8 protein-coding genes are annotated in these 13928 nt (G+C 41.2%); 5 read left to right on the top strand and 3 right to left on the bottom strand.

What is annotated here, in order from left to right; all coding sequences use genetic code 11:
* Positions 1-195 precede the first annotated feature (195 nt).
* Together D9T12_RS05080 and D9T12_RS05085 are read left to right on the top strand one after the other, a co-directional pair.
* Positions 196-1752 (top strand): NADH-quinone oxidoreductase subunit L, encoded by a 1557-nt coding sequence (locus D9T12_RS05080; protein WP_130537159.1) that lies wholly within the window; start codon positions 196-198, stop codon positions 1750-1752.
* Complete coding sequence (locus tag D9T12_RS05085) at positions 1749-4289, top strand: YbcC family protein (RefSeq protein WP_240693243.1); 2541 nt, start codon at positions 1749-1751, stop codon at positions 4287-4289. The genes D9T12_RS05080 and D9T12_RS05085 overlap by 4 nt, the downstream gene beginning before the upstream one ends.
* Before the next feature lie 79 nt (positions 4290-4368).
* On the opposite strand, the gene D9T12_RS05090 is transcribed toward D9T12_RS05085, so the two are convergent.
* The gene (locus D9T12_RS05090) at positions 4369-7113 is read right to left on the bottom strand and encodes a methyl-accepting chemotaxis protein (RefSeq protein WP_130537161.1); all 2745 of its coding nucleotides are present in this window, start codon (positions 7111-7113) and stop codon (positions 4369-4371) included.
* A gap of 412 nt (positions 7114-7525) precedes the next feature.
* Here D9T12_RS05090 and D9T12_RS05095 point away from each other — a divergent pair, with 412 nt between their 5' ends.
* A complete protein-coding gene (locus tag D9T12_RS05095) occupies positions 7526-7903 on the top strand; it encodes a hypothetical protein (protein ID WP_130537162.1) in 378 nt (125 codons plus the stop codon).
* A gap of 170 nt (positions 7904-8073) precedes the next feature.
* A complete protein-coding gene (folD, locus tag D9T12_RS05100; protein ID WP_130537163.1) occupies positions 8074-8922 on the top strand; it encodes a bifunctional methylenetetrahydrofolate dehydrogenase/methenyltetrahydrofolate cyclohydrolase FolD in 849 nt (282 codons plus the stop codon).
* Between the two features lie 256 nt (positions 8923-9178).
* Here folD and D9T12_RS05105 read toward each other — a convergent pair whose 3' ends face one another.
* Both D9T12_RS05105 and D9T12_RS05110 read right to left on the bottom strand, forming a co-directional pair.
* On the bottom strand, positions 9179-9610 hold the full coding sequence (locus tag D9T12_RS05105; protein WP_130537164.1) for a hypothetical protein: 432 nt from the start codon (positions 9608-9610) through the stop codon (positions 9179-9181).
* A gap of 315 nt (positions 9611-9925) precedes the next feature.
* Positions 9926-12616, bottom strand: a complete 2691-nt coding sequence (locus D9T12_RS05110) for a bifunctional acetate--CoA ligase family protein/GNAT family N-acetyltransferase (RefSeq protein WP_130537165.1) — start codon at positions 12614-12616, stop codon at positions 9926-9928.
* Positions 12617-12771: 155 nt separating this feature from the next.
* On the opposite strand from D9T12_RS05110, the gene D9T12_RS05115 reads away from it, so the two are divergent.
* Positions 12772-13695 carry a histone deacetylase family protein gene (locus D9T12_RS05115; protein WP_130537166.1) on the top strand — a complete coding sequence of 308 codons (924 nt, stop codon included), beginning with the start codon at positions 12772-12774 and terminating at the stop codon, positions 13693-13695.
* Positions 13696-13928 lie beyond the last annotated feature (233 nt).

Genomic DNA, 13928 nt, shown 5'->3' on the forward strand with positions numbered 1-13928 from the left:
CATGGTTATAATGAAAAACACTTGATTTTTGAGTGATGGATTAAGTTCAAAGACAAAGAGCTCTGCCTTGGAGAGTTCAGTCAAATTAAATTAATGGCGTTCGCCTGCCATAACAATTCAAAGTTTCAAAGATAAGGTTTTATCAATGCTTAAACCGAAATCCGTTGAACACAATGAAAAGGAGAAGAAGGCGTTATGACTAGTGCATGGATTGGGTCGTTGTTGCTGTTAGCAATTCCGGCTATGTTTTTTATCAGTGCTTGGGCGCATGAGAGACGTGCGAATTGGCAACTGACAATGGGGGTTGCAGTTACCGCATTGGTTATTAGCATTTCATCGGGTGTTTTAGCCATTGCTGGATGGGTGGAGTTTGGCCACGGTTTTGATTGGGTGACACATGAGCCTGTCAGTTTGGTGATGTTGAGTTTAATCAGCTTTATTTCCTATATTAACGTTCGCTACTCGCGATCTTATATGGCTGGCAACGGAGAAGAGGAACGACGCTACATTCGTTGGCTATCCATTACACTTGGATTTGTGACGTTGGTGGTCGTTTCAAATCACATGTTGATGATGGTAGTCGCTTGGATAGGTATTTCTGTCGCGTTGCATCAGTTATTGATTTTTTACCCAGAACGTCAACGAGCGGTTTTAGCCGCACATAAGAAATATATTTTCGCGCGAATTGCAGAGGGCTTTTTATTGGCTGGCGTAGTGATTTTGTATTTCCAACATGATTCTTGGCTAATTTCTGACATCTATGACAATTTAAGTCAAGCACAAGGGCTGTCTTATGCTGACCAGTTTGCAGCATTGTTTTTAGCGGTTGCGGCGCTGGTTAAGTGTGCCCAATTACCGCTTCATGGTTGGTTAATCCAAGTGGTGGAAGCGCCTACACCGGTTTCAGCTTTGTTACACGCAGGGATTATTAACCTAGGTGGATTCTTGATGATAGTGTTTGCACCATTGTTGATTCTTTCCAGCGCTGCTCAATGGTTGTTGTTAATCATTGGTGGACTCACCACTGTGTTAGCGGCTTTAGTCATGATGACCCGTGCTACGGTGAAAGTGCGTTTAGCCTGGTCGACCATGTCGCAAATGGGGTTGATGTTGGTTGAGTGTGCTTTGGGACTTTTTGAACTCGCGTTACTGCATTTGATTGCTCACTCGTGTTACAAAGCCTATGCGTTTTTGAATTCCGGTTCGGAAGTAGAAGCAACTATGAAAAAACGCCTAGCGAAGTCGACTCCTCCAAGTCGTTTTGACTGGTGGATGGCGGCAATTTTAGCGTCCGGTTTGGTGATAGCTTTGATTATGGCCTTTGCATTGCCGGCACCTTATAGCCCTTGGATTTTATTAGCGATTGCTTTGACTTTATTAATTGCTGAACGTCGTGGTCGTTTAACTTCCGCTTCGGTGTTATCAATGGTTGCGCTTGCAGCGGTATTGTTGGTGGCTTATAGCTTACAAAAGATGGGCGTTCACTTTATTGTTGAGCCTCAAGCAACGTCAGTTGGTTTGGCAGGGGATGTGTGGATGGCATTTTTATTTGTGATGTTCTTTATTGGTTATATTTTATTGCGTTATCACAGAGATCATCCTGCTATGGCGGCAACTTGGCGTGCCTTCTATGCTGGTTTCTATTTGGATGAATATGTCACGCGATTGAATTTACGTTTGTACCCAACAAGACTACCCGTTCGATTTAAACCGAAACATCTGAAAATTCCAAAAGAGGAGCTATTCAAGTGATCAGTGCAAAAGAGAATTCGAAAAATGATTTGTCTCAATTGGCACAGCCATTGGCTCCGGTGTTAAATGAGGCGCATCTCGAAAAATTAACTGAAGCCAGTGAACGTATTGCTCCGACTTGGCCATTAGATGAATTGATTGCGGTAAACCCTTGGTGGGAAATGCGTCAACAGTCTTTTGCTGACGTCTCAGCAAAATTGGAGGCGTTGAGTCAGGCGCATTGCCTGATGCCAAAAACCTATTTTCAAAATGTTTGGCTAGAGACCATTCAACCTCACCACTTGGAACAGGCAAAAGCAGAATTGGGCCATGATGAGCTTACGGTTGCTCAGTTAGAGCGTTATCTGATTGAAGATGATGATTACACGCACTGGCATAATGTCAGTGATTTTGTTGACTCAGGGCGTGACCGAAAATACAAAATGGCTTGGCGTGATGAAATCACTCATCAAATCTCACAATTTTGTGCCGATTATTTTCGTGATCGACCTCAGAATGTCTGTTACGACAAACATTATGAAGGTTTATATTCTGCTTGGTTAGATACTACCCGTCACGATATGGGGATTGAAATCCTTATGGCGGAAGATGGCCTAACCGAGCAATTTGAAGGTTTGCCGGAGTCCTCTGAAGATTTAATTGCACAGGCAATTACAGAATTGGGGATTCAGGAAAACCAACTGGCAGATTATGCACATGCACTTTTGTTAGATGTGAATGGTTGGGCCTCTTGGGTTGCGTATTTACGCTGGCAGGATCGATTAAATGACTGTGAAAACCATTTAATGATGGATTTCTTAGCGATGCGTTTTGCTTGGGAATTAGTGTTGTGGCGTCATCAAAAAGAAACCGGCCGGTCGGTGTTTAATGAGTTGAAAGTTATGTGGCGCTCCCAATTGGCAATGTTGCCGAAATTGATTGAAGCACACAAAGAGACTCAACAAAAAGCTTGGATTTGGCAACGTGCAGCGGAGATGGCCTATCAATCGCATTTGCATGAACGTCTTCGTTTTGCGAGCATTAATTTACACCCGGGCAGTGATGAAGTCGACGGAGAGATTCCAACGCAAAAATTCCCGTTGGAAAAACATGTGAAAAATCCACTGACAGAAACCCCGTTAATTCAAGCGGCCTTCTGTATTGATGTGCGCTCGGAGGTTTATCGTCGTGCTTTAGAAGCTCAGCATCCTCGTATTCAAACGCTTGGTTTTGCCGGATTTTTTGGGTTACCCATTGAGTTTCAGCCAATGGGGTCGGATGTTTCTCGTCCTCAGTTGCCAGGGCTATTGCGTTCAGCCATTAAGGTGACTCCATTAACGGGGAAGGAGAAACTGACCAAAACCAAAGATAAGTTGAATAAAAAAGCGCGTTGGTCTGAGTGGGGTTATGCGCCTCCTGCAACCTTTAGCATGGTGGAAGCAACGGGTGTATTGTATGCCTTTAAGTTGTTGAAAAACAGTATGTTTCCAGCAAGTCATAAGCATCCAGTTAATGATTTACCTTTGACGAATGACTTTGAAATTACTGAAAATGGCAAACCGTTAGGTTTAGAGAAAAAAGTCGAACTGGCTGGAAAAATCTTGCATGCGATGGGGTTGGATAAAAATCTTGCGCCGAAAGTTTTGCTTGTTGGGCATGGTTCGAGTTCTTGCAACAATCCACATGCAGCTGGTCTGGATTGCGGTGCCTGTGGAGGCCAAACTGGTGAAGTGAATGTTCGCGTTTTGGCGTTATTACTGAATGAGCTTGATGTTCGAGATGGTTTAGCGAAACAAGGTGTTGTGATTCCAAAAGAGACGCGTTTTATAGCTGCGATGCATAATACAACCACTGATGATGTCAGTTTTTACTCTGATGCGGTGGATGAGCAAATGAGCGTTTGGTTTGAACAGGCCTCTGATTTATGTCGTCAAGAGCGTTCAACACGTTTAGGTTTAACGCACTTAGACGGTCAGGCCTTGCATTCAGCGATTAAATATCGCGCACGAGATTGGTCACAAGTTCGTCCTGAATGGGGTTTGTCGGCAAATGCGGCTTTTATTGTGGCTCCGCGCTGGAGAACGCGAGGGGTTGATTTTGACGGTCGAGTTTTCTTGCATGATTACGACCATTTTGAAGATGAAGATAGAAGCTTGTTAACTTTGATTATGACTGCTCCAATGGTCGTGGCAAATTGGATTAACCTGCAATATTATGCGTCTTCATGTGATAACCATATTTACGGAAGCGGTAATAAGGTGCTGCACAATGTGGTCGAAGGTGGCATTGGTGTTTTTGAAGGAAATGGTGGAGATTTGCGAATTGGTTTAGCCATGCAATCACTTCACAATGGCGAAGACTGGATTCATGAGCCTCTGCGATTAAATGTGTATATTGATGCACCGCGTGATGCTATTGAATCGGTTATTGAACAGCATGATGCAGTTCGTGAGCTCATAGATAACGATTGGTTGTATCTGTACCGTTGGGGTCGTAAAGGTACGATTGAGCGCTGTTATCAAGGACAGTGGTTGCCTGCGAAAAAGCCTGTTCAATAAGCAGCATTGAAATTCGATTTAAATGTTTGAATAAAGCTACCGGCCGGTAAAAGAATACCGGCCGGTATTTTTTTGTTTTTTATTTATGATGATCGCAATCACATCCAAGTAATAAATGTGCTTCATCATGAGAGGTATTTGATTGCTTTGAATCAATCGCAATCACTTGGTTAATCGTCGCTTTTGTTTGTTCAGGTTTTTCTTCAAAATCGTGTTTAATGGGGCGCAGTTCAGTCTCTTGATGTGAGATCAACGCGTGTTCCAAGTTATCGATTAATCCCACTACTTGAGCACTCATTTTTTCTAAATTGAGCATTTCACGATTCGCTTCAGCGATTTTACCTTGATCTTTAAGTTTAATGACTTGGCCAATAAATTGATGCATTTTGGCGTGCTCTACTTCTAGCTTTTGGTAAGCCGGTAAATGTTCAAATTCGCGGCCAATGCCATAAATCCATTTACCCAATGCACATACTTGACCATTGTCAGCAGAGTTTTTGTCAAAATTGACAGGGATATCATTGATGTAAGCACGAACATTGACACGCCATTGGCGATGCGCGCGTCTTGCAGCAGCAAAATCGACCTGATTTGAAACAGGCAGGTGAGTGGCTTTTAATATTTCAGGTGCGATTTTAAATTGGTTGACGGTATTACTCATTTGTACGGACATGTTGTTGAGCGAACTGGCAAGCTTGGTAGAGTTATCCAGACGAAGAGTGGTATTGTGCACTTCACGATCAATGCCTTGGATCACCTGCGTCATGGAATGGATTTGTTGGCTTTGTTCAAAACTAAAATGCGACAATTCTTCAATGGTCACTTTCACTTGTTCGACGGATTCGGCAATTTCATTCAGAGCATCGCCTGAACCTTTGACATTTTGAGTGCCTTCGCCGATTTTTTGCACCGTATCTTCTATTAAAACGCGAATTTGTTGCGAGGCTTCAGCAGATTTCTGAGCTAATGATCGAACTTCACTCGCGACGACTGCAAACCCTTTTCCTTGCTCACCCGCACGAGCGGCTTCGACGGATGCATTTAGAGCCAAGAGATTTGTTTGGAAAGCGATAGAGTCAATTAGACCAATAATGTCGTGTATTTTCTGGCTTGAATCATGGATTTGTTCCATTGACGAAATGGCATTTTGCATAATATTCATGCCGGATTTAGCAATGTTGGCTGTATTGGTTGTTAAGTCTGCGGCTTGAGAGGCCTTGTTTGCATTTTGTTCAATCTCTTGTGTCATGGAACGCATGTTTTCAGACGCAGAATTAAGTGCGTTAGACTGTTGCTGACTGGTTTTAACAAGGTCTTGATTGGTCTCGTAAATGGTTTGAGCTCCTTTTGCTATTTCATCCGAAGAGAGCTTGGTTTGTGAAAGCATGGAGCTGAGATTTTCAACGGCGACATTCAAGCTATCTTTCAGCAAGAGAAAGCGCCCCATAAAGTTTGATTGGATTTTGTCATCAAGCTTACCGGCCGATAGGCTGACGGCAATATCAATGGTTTCGTTGATTGGGCGTTCAATGTTGTCGAGTAGGTCATTAATTGTATGACCGAGTTGCATGGCAATTCCAGACGTTTTACTCAAATCAATACGGTTTTCTAATAAGCCTTCTCGTGCCAGTGTTACTGTGTGGTTGACGTTTTCTAGAAGTTGTCTTTCTGCAGTTAAGTCTTGCCATTCGACAACAAGATTTTGAACTTGATTGTTACGATTTTTGATTGGAATGATATTGATGCTTAGGGAAAGTGAACCTAATTGAATCTCAGCGTGCGTGGGTTCGGTCATTTTTTCAATTCGAGCACGTGTTTGTTTGGGGTGCTGGTGGAAAATATCGATATTGGTTCCGATCAAAGAATCAAATTTAAACTCAGGAAGTTCATGCTTAATATGCTCGATACGTTCATGTAAAAAGTTCTGCATTTGCTGGTTCAGATAGGTTATTTCCAGTTTTTCATTGGCGATCATAATGTTTGAACTGACTTGATCTAAAGCACTTTGAGCTTGATTCGCTTGGTCTAGGCGGTATTCTGATTCTTCTTGACGGGCATCTAGAATCAATTGCGCCGATTTCATTGCTCCTTGGACTTGACCTTCAAGTGATTTAGGATGCGCCCAATCAAATTTAATAGGTTCATTGGATGCAATCTTTTTTAGATTCTGGCAGCGCTGAAGGATTCGTTTGGTTTGATAATGCCCAAACAGCCAAGCAGTACCTAGCGCGAACACCGAAGCTGAGAGCATCTCTGAAAGAGAATGTTGATGGTAATAGGCAATGATTAAATATGGGAAAAGGTAGAAGAGTGCGACTAATAGGGTAATTTTATATTTGGGTTCCAGCCGGTTCATTGGATTGATATTCTGCCAATGTATTCCACTATGAATTTCTCCATGAGAAATTTGTACTTGTTGCGACTCAATCGATCGGTAAGCTTGCTCAGTTGTGGTTATTTCCTCATCAGTCACAGCGGTTCGAACTGACATAAATCCTGAGATTTCCCCGTTTTTAAATAGAGGTGTGGCATTTGCTCTCACCCAATAATAACCGCCATCTGCTCGCCGGTTTTTAACGACTTGGCTCCAAGGTTGGCCTGATTGTAGGGTTTGCCACATATCTTTGAAGATGGCTTTCGGAACGTCGGCGTGACGAACAATATTATGTGCTGAACCGATAAGTTGTTCCCGAGTAAAACCACTCGCGAGTTCAAATGCATCATTGCAATCAATAATGGTTCCAAAAGTATCGGTTTTTGAAATTAAATTTACACCTTGAGGAACTTTATACTCTTGCTGGTTAACAGTTTGCTTTGATGTCATGGATTCACCCAATGTAGTTTAGTTATTGCCGGTATTAATAGAGGTGTTTTTGTGCATAAGTAAATGTTATTGTTTATTAAAATACTTAATAACAAAAACTTTTTTATTCGGCTGATTGCTAGATTTAGTACTCTAAAACAAAGATATTTGATAACTATTTGTTATAAAAGGGTTTATTGAATCAATTGAAAGTTTCTTAATCATAAATAAGAAAGAATTATTTAGCACTTAAAATATCTTGAAAAATTGACCGTCAATGGTTACCAGAAATGTATTGTTGGCAATTATTTGTGAAAGAAATAAGGTGAATTACTAATCAACTGGTTCGTTTTAGTAGTTGTGTGTTAGGATTTACTGACTAATTGTGACTTAAGTTTTTGCGAGTCAGGTTTTATGATGGAGTTTTAAGTACATGCCAGATTTGCGTCAAGTTGAATCACAAATTGAGCACTTTCAAATATTGCTTGATAAGTCCGAGGATGATTATCAAGATATGCTTCGTAATTCTCATGAGTTTGAAGAGTCTTTCCTTTTGATTGCCAAAGATCACTACATCAAACTCAATAATTTTTTAAGGCAAAAAATTACTGGTCTACATGATCGACTGGAAGCTATTCGTAATGCTCCCAATCCTGAATTTGTTGATTTACTCTGCTTTCATATTTTGTTTCGTATGGATTCGCCGGAAGTTTTTGAAGATACGATTTCTGCTTTAACTCAGCAGAAGGCGATTGACCTTCTTGAATATCGGTATGGAAGTGTTGAAGTCGTTGATATTAAAGTTATCTGACGGTAACAAGAGAAAGGTGACAAGAGTTTGCTAACTTTTATCCTGCAATTGTCTAAAATCTGCGAACGAGCTTTTTCTTTTAAATGGTTTTTTAGGGTATTATATGTCCATGTTAGTAAACTTAATTTACTGTGAAGAACTTTTTTTAATTGTTATCGGGAGAATAGGTAATGAGTGCTCAAATTTTAGATGGTAAAGCGATTGCAGCAGAACTGCGAGATTCGATCCGCCAAGAAGTGGATAATCAAGTCAGCCAAGGAAATGCTCGTCCAGGTTTAGCAGTGATTTTGGTTGGAGAGGATCCTGCTTCTCAGGTTTATGTACGCAACAAAAAAATTGCTTGTGAAAAAGCGGGCTTTAATGATGTTTCTGAAGTTTTACCGGCAGACACTTCAGAAGAAGATGTCTTAGCGTTGATTGATAAGCTGAATGCTGATGAGACAGTGCATGGCATTATTGTCCAGCTGCCTGCACCTGATCATATTGATCCAGAAAAGATTATTGAACGCATTGACCCTAAAAAGGATGTGGATGGTTTTCATCCTTATAATGTCGGGCGTTTAGCTACACGGATGCCTACTATGGCGCCTTGTACTCCGCATGGAGTTATGACGATGTTGGCAAAAACAGGTATTCCCATTCGTGGTCTTGATGCAGTAGTTGTAGGGGCTTCTAATATTGTCGGAGTACCACAATTGTTGGAACTGTTAAATGAACGTGCGACCGTAACTGTTTGTCACAGCGCGACAAAAAATCTTGCAGAAAAAGTCGGGCAAGCAGACTTAGTGGTTGTCGGAGTTGGAATTCCTGAAATGGTGAAGGGTGATTGGATTAAGCCGGGTGCGATTGTGATTGATGTGGGAATTAACCGTATGGATGACGGTCGATTGGTCGGTGACGTGGAATATGACGTAGCAAAAGAACGTGCAAGTTGGATTACACCTGTTCCAGGAGGCGTTGGTCCTATGACTATTGCAACACTTCTAGAGAATACGATGAAAGCGGCTTATAGAAAATAATTTTCAACTTCACTTTCTTGAATAAATATAAAAAACCACTTCACTTGTGAAGTGGTTTTTTTTTATGGATGTCATTTACATCGTTTATCTAAAATAGGAGAGCTTTGCACGAGATAATAAATAATCAAAATTGGCTAAAATTCTGCCTAGCTTTGTTAAAACCCTTGCGAATAGCTGGCTATTCACTGCACTTTTTGCCTAGCTAGACAGAGTTTTTTTCTCAATTTATGCTTTATCTCTTACTCGTGCAAAGCTCTCAATAGATATGTTTAACGGAACGACTTTTTAAATAAAAAAGAACCAGAATTGTTGATAGAAGAACCATACCTTGAAGCCGATGGTCTACTAGGTTTTCATGAGAGTTTAAGCCCACAAAGATTGTAACGATGATAAATATTGGGATTGCTAGACTATAACTCCAAGTCGCTAATGCCCAGCCCCAAGGTTTAATGCTAATTAAGCCAATGGCTGAAATAATCCAAGCCAACCCTAAAAATAACAGGCTTAAACCAATAAAAGACACAATCAACAGGTTAATTGAACTGCTATAGATATGGGTCTGGATGTTAAAAACCTGGCCAATTATTTGCGATGAGGTGAAAATGCTGAAAGCAGCAATAAAAAAACTGATAAATACGGTTGCGAGAATCCCCTTGGGCACTTTTGAATCAAAGTAAAAATGACACACAAGAGTTTCTCCAAAAATATATCTAATTACGAATTATTACGTATAAAAATAAGTTTGGCAATATTACGTATTGAAATAAGTGTTTTATTTTATGCGCTAGTGTGAAGATGTTGCGTATTAAATGCAGTTTTACCCGTTTAAAATGACTGTCTTTTGATAGGGAGTGAGTAGTATCGCGACAACTATTGTGTAGATTGGAAAAAAATTATTCAGTTAGAGATCTTTGTGAAGGGTAAATGAAAAGAAGCGCGCTGAGGCAATTTTTATAAGGTGGCCTCAACGCTAAGTTTTAAGAAAAGTTGTTTGGTTAGCTGTTTAGAGTGATTTTGAGACCAACATAATTTGAGGGTCTTCTTCGCATGTTTGGATAACAAAGCCGTGTAGCTTCGCCAAACTCAACATCCCTTTATTTTGTTTGAGTACTTCACCATTCATAGTTTTGAGTCCTTTTTGTCGAGCATGATCAATCAGGCTTTCTAAAAGATGGCTGCCAATCCCTTGATGCTGAAAGTCATCTCGAACAACTAACGCAAATTCACAGGAAACGCCATCCGGGTTTGTGCTGTAACGGGTTACCCCAATTTCTACCGGCCGGTGATGATCACAACTATAGGCGATAAACGCCATTTCTTGGTCGTAATCAATCTGAGTAAACTTCACCAGCATTTCCTCGCTCAGTTTCTGGACGTTCTGCATAAAACGCAGGTATTTGGTTTGTTCAGATAAGCTGTTAACGAATTCGGTTTCCATTTGAGCATCTTCGGCTTTAATCGGACGGATGTTTACATTCAACCCACTATTTGTCGTGATGGTTTTTTCTAAATAGGAAGGGAAGGGGTGAATTGCCATATGAGAATAAGCTGGCGCACCCGGTGCGGTTTTTTGAATTCGAATTCTGGCATCAACTGCAATTGAAACTTTATCGTTTGCGAGCACTGGGTTTAAATCTAATTCAATGATTTCTGGGATTTCGCACACCATTTCAGAGATACGAAGCAAAATATTGACGAGCTTATTTCGATCAACCGCTGTGCGCCCTCGGAAAGCCCCAAGTAATTTATTGATTTTGGTTTTTGAAATCATTCGTTCAGCAATAAACTGGTTAAGAGGTGGCAGTGCGGTACTGCTATCCTTCAAAACTTCTACGCTAGTTCCTCCGCTCCCAAATGAAATAGCAGGGCCAAATACTGGGTCGCGACTGACACCAATAATCAATTCTCTTGATTCCTCTAATGACATCATTTTTTCAATGGTGACACTATGGACGTTTGCATCTGGCACAGCTTGATTGACGGACTCGACTAATTGTTCATAGGCTTCCATTAATCGGTTGGAGTCAGCGATATTTAAAATTACGCCACCACTGTCGCTTTTGTGAGTGATTTTGTCGGATAGCACTTTCATTGCCACAGGGAAGCCAACGCTTTCTGCTGCGACAATCGCTTCATTCACATTATTCGCTTGGATAGCTTGGGTGACCGGAATCTCAAAGGCTCTTAATACTGCACGGGTTTCCAAAGTGTTCAGTAATTCACGTTTTTCTTTAAGCGCGTTGTGAATAATCAAACGAGCCCCGTGTGGGTCGATTGAATTCAGCTCGGATGGTTCAGGAAGCTGTTTTAAAAGTTTTTGATTACTGTGGTACTGCCCAATGAAATAAAAAGCCTCAACCGCTGCTTCGGGTGTTGAGAATGTGGGTATGTGGGCGCTTTTGAAAATTTCACGCGCTTCACTGACTAAACTGTGCCCAAGCCAAGTGGTTAGAATCGGTTTATGTTTTGGGTTATTTTTATCGTTCAGTTCTACAATACTTTTTGCAATTTCAGTTGGGTTAGTCATTGCTTGCGGCGTGAGTAGTACCAGAACGGCATCATATTCAGGGTCTTCCAAACAGACTTTAATGGCTTTTTGATACCGCTCAGGGTTAGCGTCACCCAAAATATCAATGGGGTTATGATGCGACCAATGTTTTGGAAGTGTTTCGTCTAAAGCGAGTTTGGTTTTATCACTGACATCAGGCATTGAGATGCCAAGTTCTGCAGCCAAATCGGTAGCCATTACGCCGGGTCCTCCGCCATTGGTGACAATAGCTAAACGTTTCTGGCGAATATTTAAATCATAAGAAAGGGTTTTTGCTGCCGAGAAAAGCTGGTTGATGGTCAGCGCGCGAACGACACCGGCGCGTTCAATCGCCGCATTGAAAATATCATCTTTACCGACCAAGGCACCGGTATGGGAAATAGCTGCTTGTGTTCCTTCAGGCATTCTTCCTGATTTAAGAAGTATGACCGGCTTCATTCGAGCGGCTTTTCGTAACCCACTTAAGAAGCGACGGGCATCTTTGATACCTTCAATATAAAGCAAAATACTGTGGGTTTTTGAATCGGTTGCTAAATAGTCTAGAATTTCACCGAAGTCTAGGTCTAGTGCATCACCACTTGATGCAACCAGCGAAAAACCAATGTCATGAGTTTCTGCCCAATCTAATATTCCAGTGCAAAGCGCACCACTTTGAGAAACCAAGGCGAGATGGCCAGCTCGTGCTTGGTTTTTACTGAAGGTAGCATTCATATTGATTGAAGGGCGGATAATACCCAAGCAATTAGGTCCTAAAATCCGAATTTTATGTTTGTGAGCAGTGTTTAATAGGCGTTGACGTAAGTTTGCCTGATCATCACTTTCAAATCCGGCAGAAAGAATAATGACATTTGGAATTTTTAACTGCCCGCATTCTTCGATTAATTTGAGTGCGGTTGTTGCTGGGGTTGCAATGACTACTAACTCGACTTTTGTGTTTTGTTGCTCGTAGAGTTCCGATAAGCTTGGAAAGCATGGCTTGCTCTGCACTTCAGAGTGTTTTGGATTGATAGCAAATAGATCACCTTGATAACCCGCTGTGAGTAAATTCGCAAAAGCTGTGGCTCCTACTGAGTCTTCTCGGTTACTGGCTCCAACGACCGCAATCGATTTCGGGTTAAAGAACTGGCTTAGATAATGGGGTCCCATACTGATCTCCAAAACATTTAGGGGCGAAAACTTTTCAGATTGACTGCCGAATTACTGGCGAAATGCGCTTGAATTGAGGTGGCGCATTTACATCTGGCTATTATGCGTCTATCTTAAGTAAATACTCGTATTAATTAAACCTAAAATGGTATTTTATGATTATGATCTATTTTAGCCATCCAATATGTCAAAAACATAACAATGGTGGCAACCATCCCGAGAGTGCTCAAAGAGTTGCTCGAATTGAAGATGCACTGATTTTTAATCGTTTGTTAGATTTTGTTTTAATGCCTGAACCCAGAAAAGCAAACGATGAAGATGTATTGCGTGTTCACAGCTCGCAGTTATGGGAATCACTCAAAGCGGCGCAAAATCCTGATGAAATCGTCATGCTTGACTCAGAAACGGCTATTGCGCCTGATTCAATTGAGGCTGCATTAACGGCCAGTGGCGCAGTTCTGGACTCTGTTGATGCTTTAATGAACCAAAAAGCTACGACTGCATTTTGTAATATTCGTCCCCCAGGTCATCATGCAGAAGTTGACCGTTCCATGGGGTTTTGCTTGATTAATCATGTGGCTATTGGTGCTGCTTATGCAATTGAAAAATACGATTTACAACGTGTAGCGATACTGGATTTTGATGTGCATCATGGTAATGGTACAGAAACTTATGCTGAAATAGAGCCGAAAGTACTGTTTTGTTCTAGTTTTGAAAATGATATTTATCCTTTTTCAGAGCTTGGAAGCCCTTTTGAAAACATTATTAAAATGCCTCTAGCCAGAGGAGCGCATGATGAAGAATTCTTATCTTCTTGGCGCGAACACGTTTGGCCAAAGTTGCGAGATTATCAGCCAGAATTAATTTTTCTTTCTGCCGGTTTTGATGCTCATCGTTGGGACTTGATGGCAAATTTAGATGTTAGTACACAAGCGTTTGAACAATGGACGCATGAGTTACGGGAAATTGCGGATGAGGTTTGCCAAGGGCGAGTTATCTCTGTTTTAGAAGGAGGGTACGATCTTCGGGCTTTAACCGATAGTGTGGTCGCGCACTTTAAAGCTTTAGCTAACTTATAAGTAGTCGATTCTGAATAACTCGTTTAATTTATGGCAAAGCCAGTTTTTTACTCAACAAGGCAGAATGCAGAAATGCTATCTACTTAAACATCCCACATAAATCTAAACCAGTTATTCAGAGTCGACTAAGTATGTCTGAAATAAAAGATACCGGCCGGTGAATAATGTCTGTGCTTTAAAATCGATTTAGGTTAACTGAATGGTTAAGTGTTAAGATTATTACTGGTTATTTA

It is taken from the genome of Thiomicrorhabdus indica, from assembly GCF_004293625.1.
Lineage (GTDB): Bacteria > Pseudomonadota > Gammaproteobacteria > Thiomicrospirales > Thiomicrospiraceae > Thiomicrorhabdus > Thiomicrorhabdus indica.